The organism is Pedobacter terrestris (assembly GCF_052343045.1).
Classification (GTDB): domain Bacteria; phylum Bacteroidota; class Bacteroidia; order Sphingobacteriales; family Sphingobacteriaceae; genus Pedobacter.
Map to the genome: position 1 here is coordinate 3,712,945 of NZ_CP180264.1, position 17,964 is coordinate 3,730,908.

Sequence of the window (17,964 nt, forward strand, 5' to 3'; positions counted from 1 at the left end):
GGAAACTAATGAATTTCCGGAGTTTTTGACAGACAATAATTACTTTGAAACAGTAAGGTTTTCTTTGAGATACAAAGCCTTGCTGGACGAACCGATCATAAGCCGATATTCGCCAGGTTCAACGTTCCATTTGTTCTCATCATTGAGCGTTTGTAGTATTTCTTTATCAATTTTAAACGTTACGGTTTTACTTTCACCTGCTTTAAGGTGTACGCGCTGAAATCCACGTAATGCAAGAACGGGCTGTGCGCGTTTACTCAAAACCGGCCGCATATAGAGTTGTACAACTTCATCACCATCAACCGTACCAGAATTGGTTAACGTAAAACTCATTTCTGTTGAGCTATTTTTTTGGATATTTTTCTTCGCCAGCAGAAGTTTATCATAGGTAAAAGTGGTGTAACTTAAACCGAAACCAAAGGGAAAAAGTGCTTCTCCGCTCAGGTTATTATAATCATCACCTCTTCCTGTAGGTTTATGGTTGTAAACCAACGGAAGCTGCGCTTCATGAATGGGATACGTAATTGGTAGTTTACCAGAAGGATTTGAAATGCCGAATAACGTTTCTGCAACTGCAGCTCCGCCAACTTCTCCCGGATACCATACATTCAGTACCGCATCAACTTTATGCAACCAAGGTTGCATATTTATTGCGCTTCCACCAACCAAAACAACTACAACAGGTTTACCGGTTTTTGTCATTTCATGAATTAATTCTTCTTGATTTCCGGGTAAATTTAACATCGCACGGTCTAAAAATTCACCTTCTTTTATTCCGGCAACGACCACAATAACATCACTTTTTTTGGCTGCATCTACAGCTTCTTTTATTTCGTTGTTGGGCTTAACCAGATAATCCCAGATCAGTTTTATTTTCGCATTGCCTTTAGGTTCATAAAATTCTATCCTGATGGCATATTTTTCATTTTTATTAAAATGAAAAGGAACCATTTGCGTACTGAATGATTTTTTCTCCCAATGATCAATATACAATTTATCGTTTAGATACAGCCGAAAGCCATCGTTTCCTTGTAATCCGATGTTTACGTCGGCATTTTCAGGTAGGGAGATTTCGCCTTTCCAGCGAATAGAATAATCATCTAAAGCCAATTTTGAATCGGCTGGATAAAGTGTCCAGCTAAAATCTACAGCTTTATCTATACGATTTAAAACAGCTTCTTCTTTTAAGTTTAAGCCCTTAAAATATTCACCATTTAAACCCCGCTGACCATTTGTTTGTAGATACTGACTATCTACAACTAAGTAGGATTTTGGCTCGCGACTATTTCCTTTCAGGTAATTGATTTTTGAATCTTTGCCTGCCAATTCTTGTAAGCCTTGAAAAATGCTGATCTTATTATTCCCGGTGCCGCTGTAACCGCCTAAACGCGCTTCAGCAGCATCTTCTCCAACAAGAAGAATCTTTGCAGAATTGATTGGCAGCGTTTGTTTATCATTCTTCAAGAGTACAAAAGACTCTAGTGCCGCCTTTTTTGCCAATTGACGTGCATGCTGATCTTTTAACAAACTGGCTGCAATACTTTCATCTACATAAGGATGTTCAAAAAGCCCGAGTTCAAATTTTGCAGTTAAAACGCGTGTTAAAGCATCGTCAATACGTTTTTTTGAGACGCTACCGTTTAGAAAGGCAGGAAGAAAAAGTTTATAATGATTGTAATCTACCTGAAAAATAACATCCAAACCACCATTCATGGCAGCAGCCGTTGCATCGGTATAATCTTTGGAAGTCATGTGCAGTACATTAGCTCCGCCCACGGCACCTGCATCAGAAATCACAAACCCCTTAAATCCCCATTCCTTTTTCAGTTTTTCTGTGAGCAACCAGTAATTAGACGTTGCAGGCGTACCGTAAACGCTATTATAAGAAGTCATTAAAGAACGTGCACCAGCCTTTTGTACAGCATCCTGAAACGGCGGAAAGTGAATTTCTTCCAGAAAATGTTTATCCATTTCTATGGGATAACTGTCGCGACCACCATCGCCAACATTGGCAATAAAATGTTTCGGTGTAACCACGATGTTTTCTTTTTCTATGGCTTTCATAAACGGATGCCCCATTCTGGTGGTCAGAAAGGGATCTTCTCCATAGGTTTCTTCTACCCTTCCCCAGCGTACATCTGTTGCAATATTGATTACGGGTGCAAGCAAATCCCGCAAACCACGCGCTTTCGCTTCTTTTGCAACTGCCAAACCAATTTCTGCCATCATTGTGGTATCAAAAGTGGCGGCCAGACCTATAGATTGCGGAAAAGCCGTGGCACCCTGGCGCACCAAACCATGCAAAGCTTCGTCAAAAGGAATAATCGGTATGCCTAAACGGGTTTCTTCAATAAAATATTTTTGGGTTTTATTGATCTTTTTAGCCAGTGATAAGGCATCTTCAGACGTGTTGTAGGTAAGCATTTGCTGTGCATTGCCACTACCTTGCGCAGCAGCACTCACCTGCAAACCAAAAATACCATGTTTAAATTGTGCTTTGTTCTGCTCGGTTACCTCTCCAGGAATCATAAATAACTGCCAGAATTTTTCTTCGGGCGTCATTCTGGCAATTAGATCTTTTACCCTTGCCGGCACCGCCGCTTTAGGATTTTTATAGGTTGGTAATTGTGCCTGAACTTGCAAAGCGATGCCCATGAATGCGGCCACTACAGCGTATTTTGCAGTATGTTTAATCGACATATTTTTACAGCTTTTCTGGGGTAAAAGAAAAAGCAATTGCAACCTGCCCGGCATTTTTAGGCAACTGCAAGGTTGTTACGCCATCTTTTGAAGTCCACCTTGCTTTCGCTTTGCCATTTAGTAACGTAATTGCCGAACCCTTTTGGGGTGTATTGCCTTTCCAGGAAATTTCATTAACCTGATTGTCTTTTACCAGAAAGATTCCGAAAATTGTTTTACCGTCTTTACTTTGTGTAAACCAGGTATCGCCATCGTGATAGTTTTTAGTGATGCGGGTGTTGTAAATTGCATTTTCATTTACGCTGGTCCATTCTCCGATTTCGTTTAGGCGCGAAATGGCACCTTCATCCATTGTTCCATCTGGTTTTGGGCCAACGCCCAGCAATAAATTTCCGCCTTTGGCTGCAACTTCTACCAGTTTATGTACCACGTCTTTCGCTGTTTTATATGGATCATTGGGTACCCAACCCCAATTTCCATTTAGTGTTAAACAACTTTCCCAAGGGTAATCCAATTGTGTTTCCGGGATTTTTTGTTCTGGTGTCTGATAGTTTTCATACTGACCGTGAACGGTACGATCTACCATAATTAAGCCCGGCTGTGCTTTTCTGGCCATTCCGGCAATTTTGGGCATATCAATATCCTGACTCCATTTCGGGATAGGCGCGCCCCAGGATAATACTTCTTCATTTACAGATGCCAATGGACGAACCCATCCGCCATCTAGCCAAAGAATATCAATGCTTCCGTAATTGTTCATCAATTCGCCGATTTGATTGTAAGTGAATTTTTTGAACATATCCCAGCGCCATTTATTCTTTTCAATATCATAATTGTTATTGCGGTTGGCGGTTGCATATTTATCCCACCAATAATATTGCGAATGCCAATCTGGTTTTGAAAAGTAAGCGCCAATCATAAAATTTTCTTTACGGAAGGCATCAAACACGTATTTGGCTACATCTTTTTTTGGATTGCTGGAAAATGGCCCTTTTGCAATACTGAAATCACTTTCTTTGGTATCAAACATGGCAAAACCATCGTGGTGTTTTGTTGTAAAAACCATGTATTTCATCCCCGCATTTTTACCGGCTTTTGCCCATTGTTCGGGATTAAAATTTGTTGGGTTAAATTTTTCGCTCAAACCCCAATACCATTTTTTATAGTCTTCATACTTTACAGTACTGTCTCTTTCTATCCAATCTTCAGAACAAATAGACCAGGATTCGATTATTCCGGGAACAGCATATAAACCCCAATGCAGGATCATGCCAAATTTTTTATCCTGCCAGCTGTCCAATTTAGCTTGTACTAAAGGATCAGTTGGAGCCTCGTATTTAGAAGATTGTTGAACGATATCATCCCTTTGGGCAAATAACGAATGGGAGCAGCAAATTGAGATGAGTAAGAGTAAGGTGCGAATTTTCATAATTTAAGTATAATAAAAATCCCGGTATTTTAAGCCGGGATTTAAGGTTCGATGTTTAAGGCATCCAGAATAATTTTGTAGTTCGGGTATCTTTAGAAACAACCGCCTGATAGTTGGCTGCGTTGTAAGTTTTTTCTCCTGAGGGATAGATCAAACGCGTTGGCGGAGTAGAATATCCACTAAGTTTCCCATCGGATGGAAAAGTTAAAACAGGGTATCCTGTTCTTCTGTACTCAGACCAGGCCTCAGTAGATTGAAGAACGCCAAAGTGAACCCACTTCTGATTATAGATTAGCGAGAGTTTATTTGTAGCAGAACCTGTATAGGATGCAGTTGATGAGTTTACCCAGCTATCAATCACTGAAGTTGCCGGAGCAGTTACGTTAACATACCCATTACCAACATTCAGATTATTTAAATAATGATAGAAAGCTACTGACTGTCTTAGCGCATTATCATATGCAATTTTAGCGTTTGCTGATGTTCCCCACCTTTCATAAGCTTCTGCCTTCAGGAAATTTACTTCAGAAGCTGTAATCAAAATACCAGGTAGTTTAGGATTTAACAAGAATGTAGCCGAATCTAAAATCGAATAATCTGCAAAGCTCGACTCTTGCTGCGCAGTTGTAAAAGTAACTGGCATAGCCTTATACTCTTTATTTGGAACGAAAACATCAACATTATTTTGTTTTACTGTACGCCCAAATTTGTCATATATTACCGGAATACGCGGGTCATTTGCCGGAAGCATTACCGTATTTAACATATAATCTGTAGCATACCAAGAACCTTCCAAGAAGGCATCTTTAAGTGTACTTGTACTGTTGGTTAATGGTTGAAGTAAAATATCTGAAGCACCTGGGTTGTATGTACCAACATTTCCTCCATCAACTAACGGAAAGTTCGTCGGATCTGCGAGCATGGCCAAAACAGCGGTTCTGGCAGTAGTTTCATCCGTTTTGGAGATTCGCATTAACAAACGCAAACGTAAAGAATTTGCGTAGCTCGCCCACTTCGTTACATTACCTTGAAGTAAAATATCCGCTTTTGAAAAAGTAGAATTTGTAGTCGCGGTTTTAAAATACGTTCCTAAGGCAGCCAAATCACTGATAAAGGTGGTGTAAAGCGCTTTTTGTTCATCGTATTTAGGAAGCTTTATCGAACTTGACACTTCAAGGCTTCCAGCCTCAGAGTATGGAATATCTCCCCACAAATCAACCATTTTAGCAGCTTGCTCTATCAAAACCACTTTAGCTGCTTGTGTAATTACTTTTTGAGCAGCTTGCTCTGAGGCAGATAGTGAGTTAAATTTCACGTCCATTGCACGATAAAGAGCCATTACTCCACTTCCGTTTCCTCCTGTAGAATAAAAATCGTCCCAATATTGTTGTGAATAAGAATCACTTTGTTGGTAAACCGTATTGCCATTTGCGATATATGCTGTTTGTGCGTAAACACCAGGCATCTGGGTTAAAAACGTACGGACATTCCAATATTTGGCAGCAACACGATCATTGTTTAACATCCCTGTAAAAAGGCCAGCTACACTGGCATCAGTTGCTTTTTCTGGATTTATATATTGTTCTTCTAAGGACTTTTTACAACCAACTATAGTTGTGATGGCCATTATAAAGAAGCTCACATTTATGATTATTTTTTTCATCTTGATATTTTTTTAATGAAAATCAGATTTTCTCGGTTAGAAATTAGCGGTTAATGAGAATCCAAAGTTTCTTGATGCTGCAGTAGAGCCCACATCAACTCCTTGTGACCACCATTTGTTACCCAGTGGTGCTTCAGGATCAAGATCTTTAAGCGTACGATAGATGTAGAACAAATTACGCCCGATCAAAGAAAACCGTAAATTGGTAATGTTTAACTTTTTGGTAAATGATGATGGAATTTTGTAACTCAATACCACTTCTCTCATTTTCACATAGTTATTTTTGAAAATTTCGCCTTCTGTCAATGATCCTTCGCCCCAGTTATAGGTGGTCAGGTAGTAATCAGCAGCAGATAAAACTTTCGTATTTGCCAATCCGGTATTTTCATTTACACCGGTCAATAAAACACCATCTGTATAGGTTTTACCGCCAGAAGTATATGTTAAACCGCCATTGGCTGCATCTCTAAATTCCATTGAATTTTCTAACATACCAGCACCACGCATGTATTTTAAGTTAGGTGCAATCATACTTCCACCAATCCGGTAATCAATCGTGAAATCAAGAGACAGATTTCCATAACTAAATGTGTTTGAAAAACCACCGACTACTTTAGGCATAATATTTCCAGCTTTTACATACGTAGTATTATCCATCACATAGTAACCATCATCATTGATCAAGTAGTTTCCGTTTGCATCGGTTTTACGTGGGCGGATATAGATATTGCCAAGTTCTTCTCCTGCTTTGGCTACAATTTTTGCAGTAGACTGATCCGATTGATAAAAGTTCAGCTCGGTCATTCCTTCCATTAGAGAAATTACTCTTGATTTATTTGATGAAATATTAAAACGGGTATCCCAACGAAATTTACCGCTGATTGGTGTTGCGTTCAAAGCGAGTTCAACACCTCGGCTTCCAATCTCACCAACATTTACAATCTGGCTTTTTGCACCAACTGTAGAACTTACTGTCAATGGAACGATTTGATTTTTAACACGATTATCATAATAACTTACATCTAAACCTAATCTACCTTTTAGAAAACGCGTTTCTAAACCAAATTCTGCTTCGTGTTTTTTCTCAGGCAAAAGTGAATTATTACCAAATGCACTAGCTGTTAGCAATGATGGTACTGATCCGTTGATGGATTGTAATGAGCTCTGAGTATATACAATATTCGATTCATAAACCGGAGGTGCATTACCTACAACACCATACGATGCGCGGATTTTTCCATAATCCCAAAAGCTTGGTAATTTCCACAAATCACTAAATACAAAACCACCATTTAGTGAAAAATAAGAGTACTGATTGTTTTCAACTGGGAGTGTAGATACATATTCACGTCTTCCGGTTCCTTCAAGGAATAAGAAGTCTTTATAAGCTAAGTTTAAAATACCTAAATAAGCATACTTCAATTGCTCTTTTCTAGTGTCAGTTGTCTCTACAACACCAAACGAATTGCTTAAAGAAAACCAGTTTTCAGAAACCAGACCATCTCTGGTATTTGATTTTTGATCCTTATATTTTTCCTGTCTGCCTTGATATCCACCACTTAACGAAACTGCTAAGTCCTTCCCAATTTTATTTGAATACGTCAATAACGCATCACCATATAAAATTGCATACTGACCTTGAGTGGTAACATATGCACCGCTACTAGTGGTTCCGTTTAAAGCAATAGGGTATTCGTTGTACTGATTATTTTCTGTTCTTGCACCTGTATAATCATTACCAATACGACCTCTGAATTTTAGGTTTTTGGCCACATCATAATTTAGCGTGAAACTAGACATCAGGCGATTTTCGTTCTCCGTATACGTGTTTTTTAACTGTTGCCAGTAAAAATCAAGCAAGTTTGTTGCGCGAATATTATACAAAAATGGCTCAGGACGAGTGGTTTGATCAAAAGTTGCATATTTATATCCATTGCTGGTTTGGAACTTTTCTTTCATCAGGCCCATATCTTCGGCACGACTAAAAAATCCGCCAAAAGACCCCAATACCTGTCCCAACTGATAAGGTCTATTGTTGGTAATGGTATTCACATAACTCACAATTACATCGGCAGATAACCTCGGTGCCATCTTGATTGTAGAATTCAAATTGAAACTATTTTTTGTACCGGTATTCCCTGGCTGAGTTCCCTTATAATCTAATCTTGATGCAGAGAATCTATAATTAACGGCATCAGTTTGATTAGAAATTGCAATGTTTGCGTTAGAAGTATAGCCTGTTTGATAAACATCCTTATAGTTATCCGGCTGAGGAGAATAAGAACGGATAGATCCATCCCACCATCTTACTTGTTGTCCTTCCATTTTTGGGCCGAAGTTGGCATAAGCACGAAAATATGGTCGATAACCTGAAGGCGAAGTTGCATCTGCAATCCATCCTTCTTCTGTTGCGCCGTTCGCAACGTTGGTTGCCCTGTCATAACCTGGTCCATACGTATTTTGGAAGTTAGGTAAAAAAGCAACCTGGTCTACAGATCCCTGATAATTAAAATCAATTCCTAGACCTCTGGCTTTTGAACCTTTTTTGGTTGTGATTACCACTACACCGCTACCCGCATCTGATCCATATAAAGCAGAAGCACTTGCGCCTTTCAACACGGTAAGACTCTCAATATCTGCAGGGTTAATATCTAAAATACCATTTCCGCGAATCCGCTGATCGTCCCAGTAATTGTTATTATTTGCACCTGCTGCACCATTTTGTCCATCGTTACGAATCATTACCCCATCTACGACGTATAATGGTTGTTGATTGTAACTGATAGAATTGATTCCACGGATTTGAACATTTACTGCACTACTTGCTCCACCTGGTGCTGTTGTAATTTTAACACCTGCTGCTTTACCATATAAAGCAGATGCAAAATTTGTGTTTCCAGCCTCTGTTAATTGTTTAGCAGAAACTGTACTTACGGCATATCCAAGAGATTTTTCCTGTCTTTTAATGCCAAGAGCAGTACTGACTACTTTCACTTCTTCAAGATCATTAGCACTTTCCTTTAAGCTGACAGAAAGGGTTGTTTTACCTTCTAAAGGCATTTCGAGCCTGGAATAACCAACTGCTGTGAATACCAACACATCGGTTGGGTTTGCAGAAATTGAAAATTTACCAGATCCATCGGTTTGGGTAACTTTAGCTGTTCCTTTAACCGAAACACTTACGCCCGGTAGTACGCCAGATGCGTCTCTCACCGTGCCGGTGATGGTTGTTTGTGCATAAGCTGCTACTGTAATTATGGTTAGTAATAGCACGCTTAAACACCTCATGTAGAATTTTTTCATGATTGTTTAATTTTGTTTAAGATTTAAGTTGTTGGTAGCTGTTGGGAGTCAGAGTTTGGTTGTTATCCTCTCATTTGGTTATGGGTTTTTAATTGGTTAGTTTATGTATAGGGTTGTTTATTCGATGTGGTGATGTTCCATCATTAAACTGGCTGCAGCGAGTAACTCTGCGCCGTCTGTTAAAGTGGAAAGTTTAATGCTGGTTTGTTCGGCTATTCTTGGAATACAAAATTCGTTTATGGCCTGTTGTATTGGCGGAAGCAGCATTTTGCCCGCTTTTGCACCTCGGCCGCTCAATACAATACACTCTGGATTTAATATGTGGATCAACGTTGCCAACCCTTTTCCCATTTGAAACGCTGCCTGCGCAAGAATAGAAACCGCAGCGGGATCTTGCTGACTTACTGCTTCTAAGAAATGATCGCTGGCGTGCCGACTTTTATCTTCAAACAGTTTTTTCAAACTTGACTCCGTTCCTGCTGCAACAGCCTGCTCCGCTTTTTGAGACATAACAAGAAGCGAAGTATCCAATTGTAAACAGCCTCTTTTACCACAAGAACAAAGGTTGCTGCTATTAGAAAGCGGAATGTGGCTAAATTCACCTGCATTACCGCCACTGCCGCGGTAAAGTTTTCCGTTCAGAATCATGCCCAAGCCCGTTCCCCAACCCATGTTGACAACCAGTACATCTTGCATACTTTGCGCTTCACCAAAATTAAGTTCGGCTAATGCAATCAGGCTCGAATCGTTATCGATAAAAACCGGCAACTCAATTCCCTGAGTCAAAAAATCTTGTATGGTGGTTTTTCCATGAAGCTTTAGATAGGTATGGTTTACGCCGGCTTCTGCATTTACAAAACCTGGCATACCAATTCCTGCACCAAGAATATCTTTTTTATCAATTCCCGAAGTTGCTATACACCCATTAATAAACGCAACCAAATCATCTGCACTGCTCTCATCAGCAGTCAGATCGAAATCCAGTATCTGAACCGGGATTACCATTTTGCGCGATAGGTTATAGATCGTTAACCGGGTGGTTAGCTGATCCATCGCAATGGCCACAATATATTTTTTAAGATTAGGATTGATGAGGAACATCAATGGGCGTCTTCCACCTGTAGAGGGCGCAAAACCTTGTTCCATAATATAGCCTTCAGAAACCAATCCGTTGACTACCGATGTTACCAAAGGCAAACTTTTTTGCGTCAGCTTACTTAAATCGGTAAGCGATAACACTTGTTTATAGTATAAATGTTTGATCACGTCAGCTTTAAGTCGCTGACTTTTCTCCACAATTATGGACATAAAGTTTGTTTATAAATCAAACTTAATAAATAAATTTAAAACATGTCGTAACTTTTTAATTTTTTTTAAAAGATAATTATCAACTGCTTTTAAAGCATGAAGGCGAATAATCTTTCGATTATTCGCCTTCATGTAGTTTATTGTTATTTTATTTAGTGAATACCTCTAAATAATCTGCTCCATCTTATTTTGCTAAAGAATGACGCATTGCTATCCCAACTCATCCAGATAAATAGTGCTTTTCCTACAACGTGATCTTCAGGAACAAAGCCCCAATAACGCGAATCTGCTGAGTTGTGACGGTTATCTCCCATCATCCAGTAGTAATCCATTTTGAAGGTATAGCTTGTTGCAGGTTTATCGTTGATGTACCATATATTGTCTTTTTTCTCCACTTTGTTTCCTTCATAAGTACGAATTGCACGATAGTAAATCGGCATAGTTACGCTATCGATATTAACAGTCCATCCTTTCGCCGGAATTTTAACCGGTCCAAAATTATCCCTGTTCCAGGCACGATTAGGATCATGTGGAAATATACCACCAGATTCCGGCCCAACGGCATCAGGTGCTAAAGCCACAGATTGAACAAAATCCAATGCTTTCATTTTATCAGCCATATCAGACGAAGCATTGATGATAAATACTTTTGAATCGCCGGTAGAAGAAATATCACCCGGACCGAAATTAAATTCATCCAGTACAGACATATTAATGTCTGTTGTTTTAAATTGTACACGGTAAGGCATCATACCGGTATTTTTTAAAGGTTCATCTTTTCCATTAACGTTTACAATACCATTTTTCATGCTGATGACATCGCCGGCAATTCCTATACAACGTTTAATGTAATTTTCTCGTTTATCAACCGGACGGTCTATAATTGTAAAGTTCTGTCGAACGCCATCATGTCCGTATGCACGTTCTAAATCATAATAACTTGCATTTTGATTTTCAACTGCTACAGTATCTCCTTCCGGGAAGTTAAATACCACAACATCGTTTCTTTTAATATCTGAAAGACCAGGTAAACGATGATACTTCCATTGTACGCCGTCCCAATACGCTTTTGTCGATGTTGTTAATGGCATAGTGTGGTGTGCAAAAGGAAAAGCAACAGGTGTCATTGGAATCCGCGGACCGTAATTTACTTTACTCACAAACAAAAAATCGCCAATAAGTAGTGAGCGTTCCATTGATCCTGAAGGAATGGTATAAGCTTCTATAAAAAATACGCGGATAATGGTTGCGGCTACAACAGCAAATACAATTGCATCTACCCACTCGCGTGTTTTTGTTTTTTTCTTTTTAGGGGCATCCTTTCTCTTCTGCCAGAATTTATAATTCATATCTAATTTGCTTGGTTAACGGTTTATTTTAGTAAACCGGCTAACTATTATCTGCTATTTAATGGGGATGTTTGTTTTGATAAATCTATTCAAAAATATCGGTAATACTGTAAAAACCAGTTTTATCTTTCAACCATTCTGCTGCTACAACGGCGCCTAAAGCGAAACCTGCCCGGCTGTGTGCTGTATGTTTTATTTCAATATCATCTACTTCACTACTATAGATTACGGTATGCGTACCCGGAATATTTTCAATTCTGAGCGATTCGATAAGCAATTGCTCGGCAGTTATACTTTGCTGAGTTTCGGCACCAACTACTTGGTTTAACCATTCGCCTTTTCGTTCTATATTATCTACAATACCTTCTGCCAATGTAATTGCGGTTCCGCTTGGTGCATCCAATTTCTGTGTGTGGTGAATTTCTTCTACCTGAACTTCATAAGCCGGATAATTATTCATCAACTTCGCCAAAGTCTGGTTCAATTTAAAAAACAAGTTAACGCCAATACTGAAGTTAGACCCATAGAGCAAGGCATTGTTACTACTGTTGCATTCATTTTTTACCTCTTGCAATTTACCATACCAGCCTGTAGTGCCTACTACAATTGGTACATTTGCATCAAAGCATACATTTATATTATGTAAAACGGAATCAGGTGTACTAAAATCTATTGCCACATCCGCAGATTTCAGGTTCTGGCGAGTTAAATCATCTAAATTATCTACAGAAATTTTCAGTACAATTTCATGGCCACGCTCTAAAGCAAATCTTTCTATTATTTGCCCCATTTTGCCATATCCTAACAGCGCTATTTTCATATTTTTAAAAATTTAAGGAAAGTTTTAATGCCGGACTCAAATTTAATCCGTACATCGAATTTGTGGGTAGAACAGACGGACTAATTTTAAAAGATAAATTATCGTCTATATTAAAGAAATGCAAACGTGCAGCAACATATGCATCTACGATATTGGCAAAATAAACCAAACCGTAAGAAAATATAACAATTTGATAGTTACGCTTATAGGTGCTTTTTGCATTTAAGATACTGCTTTCATTGTATCTAATTAGTGTCTGATCCAAATCTGCAGTTGTTGCTGTACCGAGCCGGATTTGTTCGTAAATCTGTCCTTGCCGTAAAAAGATTTTATAATTTTTTCTGTTGCTGATATATGCCGCTGTGAGTGCACCCAAACCACCATAAATTGCCGCAATTTTTGCTCCGGTATAGATTTTTTGAAATGTCTGACTTTTGCCTGCCCGTGTTCCATTGCCATCATTCAGGATTTGCATATTATACAATTGCCCCCATCCCGGAATAATCATCGAACGAAATACGGCTTTTCTACCGGCAACTTTGCCAGGGTTTACATATTTCGCTTTCATAGAATCGCGTCTGCTCATTGGCTTAATTTCTTCTACATTAGCCGGTTTTACAGATTTTAAAGAATCTACAGGTTTAGAAACAGAATCTGCTACTTGCGCAAATGCGCCGAGTGCAGAACAAAGAGTCAGTGCAAAAAGCAGTATGATTTTTTTACTTTGCAGCATTACCAATCCAGTAATTCCAGGATTCTGTTCAAATCTTCATCGCCCAGGAAAGGAATTTCTATTGATCCTTTTCCACCCTGGCCAACTTTAAGTTTTACACGCGTAGCGAATTTTGAAGCCAGATCATCCTGAAGTTTTTGATATTGAAAAGAAACACCACCAGCTTTAGTTTTATCTGCAGCTTTAAGCGGTGCATGTTGTAAATTCCGAACCATTTCTTCTACTTTACGTACAGAAAGGTTTTTATCCAGAATTTCCTGAAAAATAAACAACTGTTTGTCTACCCCATCCACATTAATCAATGCGCGGGCATGGCCCATACTAATCCGTTGGTCGCGAATAGCGGCCTGAATGGCTGGCGGAAGTTTCAATAAACGCAAATAATTGGTTACGGTAGTTCTGTTTTTTCCTACGCGTTCGCCAAGTTGTTCCTGTTTCAAACCAACTTCATCAATCATCCGTTGGAAACTTAATGCAACCTCAATCGCATTCAGGTTTTCGCGCTGAATGTTTTCAATCAGTGCCATTTCCAGCATTTGCTGGTCATTTGCACTTCTGATATAAGCCGGAACTTTGGTTAAACCAGCAAGTGAAGAAGCACGGAAACGCCTTTCTCCGGAAATTAACTGGTATTTATTTGCTGATAATTTACGTACAGTGATGGGCTGTATTAATCCCTGAACTTTGATTGAATCGGCAAGTTCTCCAAGCGCAACCTGATCAAATTCTGTACGTGGCTGAAATGGATTGGTTTCAATTTCTGATAAATTTACATGACTGATGCTTCCAACCTGTTCGGTTTCACTAACCGCAGTAACACCTTGTTTGGGTGCGTTGGCTGCCTCATTATCATCTAAAAGCGCACTTAGCCCTCTTCCTAAACCTGTTTTTCGCTGAAAAGATGTCATCTATAATTTATAATGTTGCCGTTCCAATATTTTCTTCTTCCCTGAGTAATCCGTTTTTCTTAACGATTTCACGAGCCAGGTTCAGGTAATTTATTGCGCCCTTACAGTTGGCATCGTGCATAATTACCGATACACCATAACTTGGTGCTTCACTTAAACGTGTATTTCTTTGTATAATGGTTTCAAAAACCAAATCCTGAAAATGTGTTTTCACTTCTTCTACCACTTGGTTAGACAAACGTAAACGCACATCGTACATCGTCAATAAAATGCCTTCAATTTCCAACTCCGGATTTAAACGGTTCTGTACAATTTTGATGGTGTTAAGCAATTTACCCAAACCTTCTAAAGCAAAATATTCACATTGAACAGGGATAATTACAGAATCGGCGGCTGTTAACGCGTTGATGGTAATTAATCCCAACGAAGGCGAACAATCGATAATGATAAAATCGTACTGATCTTTTATCTTCTCCAAAACCGCTTTCATTTTATATTCGCGATTGGTCAGATTAATCATCTCAATTTCTGCACCTACCAAATCGATATGCGCCGGCAACAGATCTAAATTTGGTGTATCTGTTTTCTGAATGGCATCCGCAGGATCAATATCGTTAATAATGCACTCGTAAATGCTATCTTTTATATTTCTTGGATCAAATCCAATACCAGAAGTTGAATTTGCCTGAGGATCAGCATCTACCAACAATGTTTTATATTCCAATACGGCCAAACTTGCAGCCAGGTTTATAGAGGAGGTTGTTTTACCAACGCCACCTTTTTGATTTGCTAATGCAATTATTTTGCTCATCTATGTATCCGAAATTTACTGAACGTTTATTTTGGCTGTGTATTTCTTTGTGCTTTAATCCGTAAAAAGTGCTATTTTTGCTTTGTTTACGGCCTTTTTCTTAATCAGCTAAGATACAAACTATAAAGCAATTTTAGCAATAAGCGTTCTTGGGTTTTAAACATCTTATCCACAATTATCCATGATCACGATTATCGCTGCTACCAACAGACCCAATAGCAATACGCTAAAAATAGCAAAATATTACCAGTCTCAGTTTAAATTAAAAGGCGATGACGCTTCTGTCTTTAGTTTGGAACATTTGCCTGCCGATGTATTAAATACCGATATGTTCGGGAAACGCTCTGAGGCTTTCCAATCGATTCAGGAAATGATTAACCAGACCGAAAAATTTCTTTTTATTATGCCAGAATATAATGGAAGTTACCCTGGTGTGTTAAAAGTATTGATTGATGCCTGCAATTATCCCGATAGCTTTGCCAATAAAAAAGCGGCTTTGGTTGGACTTTCTTCCGGCAAATATGGAAATATACGTGGCGTAGATCACTTTACCGGCGTTTGCCATTACATCCATTTGCACATTTTGCCATTGAGGATTCATATTCCAAATATCAAATCAGAATTAAATGCCGATGGGCTTTTGTACCAAGAAGATACCGTGAAGTTTGTAAATGAGCAAATAGAAAAGTTTATTGCGTTTTGATGCTCTAGCTATTTAATATCCTGAAGATTTAGGTTTCTCTTTGCGCTGCGCTTCGTTCGAAAGGACGCGCGGGCTGAAATTTAATTATCCACCAAACCTAATCCATTTATCGCCTTCATGACCGAAAATGAACGATCCGGGATGTAGCATTTCTGAAATATCTTCAATAAGTGCAACAGCGCTTTCTGCGTTGCGTAAATTTTCGGCATTATCATTCAGTAAAATGATGCGGTTATTGTTCACAGCTTGCCAATCCGAATCGAGTACCGAAGGCACTTCCCGCATTAAATCTGTAAGCGTTTTGCCTGGTTGATAATAAATTACAAAAACAGCACTCCTGATGTCTGTCTCAATCATTCCGCCAGCCAGCGAAATTTCTTCAATTAAATCATAAACCGGATGGTTATTCACATCTAAACAAGCCACAGGCACTCTGTCCATAAATTTTATTTTATGTTCAACAATATCCAAACGCTCTTGCAAATCTTCCTGTTTAGCATCATCAAGGCCAATAAATAACTCGTTTAAAAAAGACATCTCCATTTTAATTATTAATTTGTGCAAAAATAACAATCCTTCCCGCATGCTTCGTTTATTTAGTTACATATTTTGTTTTTTCTGTGCTGCTTCAATCCTGTCTTGCACAGAAAAAACGCCAAACGATACACGAAAAGTGTTTAATATCAATCTCGATCAGGGATTAACTTCGATGGATCCCGCTTTCGCCAGAAACCAAAATGCCATCTGGATGACCAATCAGATTTTCAATGGTTTGGTACAGATTAATCCGCAGCTGCAAACTGTTCCGTGTATTGCCAAAAGTTGGGAAAAAAGTGCCAATGGATTAACCTACACTTTCCATTTGCGTAGCGATGTTTTTTTTCATGACGATCCGGTTTTTAAAAATGGTAAAGGCAGAAAAGTGACTGCCAACGATTTTGCTTACAGTTTTTACCGATTAATTGACCCAAAAGTAGCCTCATCAGGTGGTTGGATTTTTAGCGATAAAGTAAAGGGAAAAGAAAGTTTTGTTGCCATAAATGATTCTACTTTTAAGATAGAACTGCTTCGCCCTTTCCCGCCATTTATGAGTATGCTTACTACTCAATATTGCTCTGTAGTGCCCAAAGAAGTGGTAGAGCATTACGGAAAAGATTTCAGAAGTCATCCGGTTGGTACCGGCCCGTTTAAGTTTAAATACTGGAAAGAAGGCGAGATTTTGGTCCTACTGAAAAATGAAAAATACTTTGAACGGGATAAAAACAATGTTTCAATGCCTTATCTGGACGCCGTGAAAGCCAGTTTTATAACCGATAAACAAAGTGGATTTATGAGTTTTTTGAAAAAAGACCTCGATTTCTACTACAATGTAGATGGCAGCTATCGCGATGATATCCTCACCAAGAGTGGCAACATGACCTCTAAATACAAAGGAAAGTTCCAGCTCATTAAAAGCCCTTATCTCTGCACCGAATATGTGGGCATTCTGGTAGATACAAACCTGGCTTTGGTGAAAAATTCGCCATTAAAAATTAAAAAAATACGGCAGGCAATCAATTACGCAATTGATAAGGATAAACTGATTAAATACCTCAGAAATGGAGTTGGTATTCCGGCCGGTTCTGGTTTCGTACCACAAGGCATGCCTGGTTTTGACACCACTAAGGTAAAAGGCTATACATACAATTACCAAAAGGCAATAGCTTTGCTGGCCGAAGCGGGTTTTCCAAACGGAAAAAATTTGCCAGAGATTACCTTAAACACTACACCAACATATAAAGATTTGATAGAATTTATCCAGGGAGAACTTACCTCCATCGGCATTAAAGTAAAGGTAGATGTTGGCCCAAGTACCAGCTTGCGCGATCTGATTTCCAAAAACCAGGTAAACTTTTTCAGGGCCTCCTGGCTATCGGATTATGGCGACGGAGAAAATTTCTTATCCATGTTTTATTCTAAAAATAAAGTTCCTTTTGGCCCCAATTATACTGCTTTTTACAATCGCGAATTTGATAAATTGTTTGAACAAAGTTATTACGAACCCAATGACGAAAAGCGCTTCGCACTGTACCAGAAAATGGATCAACTGGTAATGGATAATGCACCTGTAGTTCCTTTATTTTACGATCAATCTGTAGTGATGCTCCACAACAATATTTCTGGTTACGTTACCAATGCGCAAAGCCTGATGATACTTAAAACCGTAAAAAAACGCTAAAAGAGTCCTTTCACAAACG

General features: G+C 38.9%; 13 protein-coding genes. 2 read left to right on the forward strand and 11 right to left on the reverse strand.

What is annotated here, in order from left to right; translation table 11 throughout:
• Positions 1–39 precede the first annotated feature (39 nt).
• From ACJVDH_RS15750 to ACJVDH_RS15795, 10 genes are all read right to left on the reverse strand, one after another.
• The gene (locus tag ACJVDH_RS15750; protein WP_443944360.1) at positions 40–2,700 is read right to left on the reverse strand and encodes a glycoside hydrolase family 3 N-terminal domain-containing protein; all 2,661 of its coding nucleotides are present in this window, start codon (positions 2,698–2,700) and stop codon (positions 40–42) included.
• A 4-nt stretch (positions 2,701–2,704) separates the two neighbouring features.
• Entirely contained in the window at positions 2,705–4,129 is a 1,425-nt protein-coding gene (locus ACJVDH_RS15755; RefSeq protein ID WP_443944361.1) for an alpha-L-fucosidase, read from the reverse strand.
• Positions 4,130–4,184: 55 nt separating this feature from the next.
• Entirely contained in the window at positions 4,185–5,792 is a 1,608-nt protein-coding gene (locus ACJVDH_RS15760) for a SusD/RagB family nutrient-binding outer membrane lipoprotein (protein WP_443944362.1), read from the reverse strand.
• A gap of 36 nt (positions 5,793–5,828) precedes the next feature.
• A complete protein-coding gene (locus tag ACJVDH_RS15765) occupies positions 5,829–9,095 on the reverse strand; it encodes a SusC/RagA family TonB-linked outer membrane protein (protein ID WP_443944363.1) in 3,267 nt (1,088 codons plus the stop codon).
• Positions 9,096–9,212: 117 nt separating this feature from the next.
• Positions 9,213–10,403 (reverse strand): ROK family protein, encoded by a 1,191-nt coding sequence (locus tag ACJVDH_RS15770; protein ID WP_443944364.1) that lies wholly within the window; start codon positions 10,401–10,403, stop codon positions 9,213–9,215.
• A 152-nt stretch (positions 10,404–10,555) separates the two neighbouring features.
• A complete protein-coding gene (gene lepB, locus ACJVDH_RS15775) occupies positions 10,556–11,752 on the reverse strand; it encodes a signal peptidase I (protein ID WP_443944365.1) in 1,197 nt (398 codons plus the stop codon).
• An 85-nt stretch (positions 11,753–11,837) separates the two neighbouring features.
• Positions 11,838–12,572 (reverse strand): 4-hydroxy-tetrahydrodipicolinate reductase, encoded by a 735-nt coding sequence (gene dapB / locus ACJVDH_RS15780; protein WP_443944366.1) that lies wholly within the window; start codon positions 12,570–12,572, stop codon positions 11,838–11,840.
• Between the two features lie 4 nt (positions 12,573–12,576).
• Positions 12,577–13,305, reverse strand: a complete 729-nt coding sequence (locus ACJVDH_RS15785) for a DUF5683 domain-containing protein (protein WP_443944367.1) — start codon at positions 13,303–13,305, stop codon at positions 12,577–12,579.
• Entirely contained in the window at positions 13,305–14,213 is a 909-nt protein-coding gene (locus ACJVDH_RS15790) for a ParB/RepB/Spo0J family partition protein (protein WP_443944368.1), read from the reverse strand. Before ACJVDH_RS15790 ends, ACJVDH_RS15785 begins: the two co-directional genes overlap by 1 nt.
• 7 nt (positions 14,214–14,220) lie before the next feature.
• Positions 14,221–15,024, reverse strand: coding sequence for a ParA family protein (locus ACJVDH_RS15795; RefSeq protein WP_443944369.1), 804 nt, complete (start codon positions 15,022–15,024; stop codon positions 14,221–14,223).
• 181 nt (positions 15,025–15,205) lie between these two features.
• Between ACJVDH_RS15795 and ACJVDH_RS15800 the strand changes: the two genes are divergently transcribed.
• Positions 15,206–15,727: an NADPH-dependent FMN reductase gene (locus ACJVDH_RS15800; protein ID WP_443944370.1), complete on the forward strand. Its 522-nt coding sequence runs from the start codon at positions 15,206–15,208 to the stop codon at positions 15,725–15,727.
• An 84-nt stretch (positions 15,728–15,811) separates the two neighbouring features.
• Here ACJVDH_RS15800 and ACJVDH_RS15805 read toward each other — a convergent pair whose 3' ends face one another.
• Positions 15,812–16,264, reverse strand: coding sequence for a hypothetical protein (locus ACJVDH_RS15805; protein WP_443944371.1), 453 nt, complete (start codon positions 16,262–16,264; stop codon positions 15,812–15,814).
• Positions 16,265–16,310: 46 nt separating this feature from the next.
• Between ACJVDH_RS15805 and ACJVDH_RS15810 the strand changes: the two genes are divergently transcribed.
• Positions 16,311–17,945: an ABC transporter substrate-binding protein gene (locus ACJVDH_RS15810; RefSeq protein ID WP_443944372.1), complete on the forward strand. Its 1,635-nt coding sequence runs from the start codon at positions 16,311–16,313 to the stop codon at positions 17,943–17,945.
• Positions 17,946–17,964: the final 19 nt, after the last annotated feature.

Coding starts and splice junctions, on each gene's coding strand:
- ACJVDH_RS15810 (WP_443944372.1), top strand. CDS start 16,311: ATGCTTCGTTTATTTAGTTACATATTTTGTTTTTTCTGTGCTGCTTCA.
- ACJVDH_RS15755 (WP_443944361.1), bottom strand. CDS start 4,129: ATGAAAATTCGCACCTTACTCTTACTCATCTCAATTTGCTGCTCCCAT.
- ACJVDH_RS15805 (WP_443944371.1), bottom strand. CDS start 16,264: ATGTCTTTTTTAAACGAGTTATTTATTGGCCTTGATGATGCTAAACAG.
- ACJVDH_RS15785 (WP_443944367.1), bottom strand. CDS start 13,305: ATGCTGCAAAGTAAAAAAATCATACTGCTTTTTGCACTGACTCTTTGT.
- lepB (WP_443944365.1), bottom strand. CDS start 11,752: ATGAATTATAAATTCTGGCAGAAGAGAAAGGATGCCCCTAAAAAGAAA.
- ACJVDH_RS15750 (WP_443944360.1), bottom strand. CDS start 2,700: ATGTCGATTAAACATACTGCAAAATACGCTGTAGTGGCCGCATTCATG.
- ACJVDH_RS15795 (WP_443944369.1), bottom strand. CDS start 15,024: ATGAGCAAAATAATTGCATTAGCAAATCAAAAAGGTGGCGTTGGTAAA.
- ACJVDH_RS15800 (WP_443944370.1), top strand. CDS start 15,206: ATGATCACGATTATCGCTGCTACCAACAGACCCAATAGCAATACGCTA.
- ACJVDH_RS15765 (WP_443944363.1), bottom strand. CDS start 9,095: ATGAAAAAATTCTACATGAGGTGTTTAAGCGTGCTATTACTAACCATA.
- ACJVDH_RS15770 (WP_443944364.1), bottom strand. CDS start 10,403: ATGTCCATAATTGTGGAGAAAAGTCAGCGACTTAAAGCTGACGTGATC.
- ACJVDH_RS15760 (WP_443944362.1), bottom strand. CDS start 5,792: ATGAAAAAAATAATCATAAATGTGAGCTTCTTTATAATGGCCATCACA.
- dapB (WP_443944366.1), bottom strand. CDS start 12,572: ATGAAAATAGCGCTGTTAGGATATGGCAAAATGGGGCAAATAATAGAA.
- ACJVDH_RS15790 (WP_443944368.1), bottom strand. CDS start 14,213: ATGACATCTTTTCAGCGAAAAACAGGTTTAGGAAGAGGGCTAAGTGCG.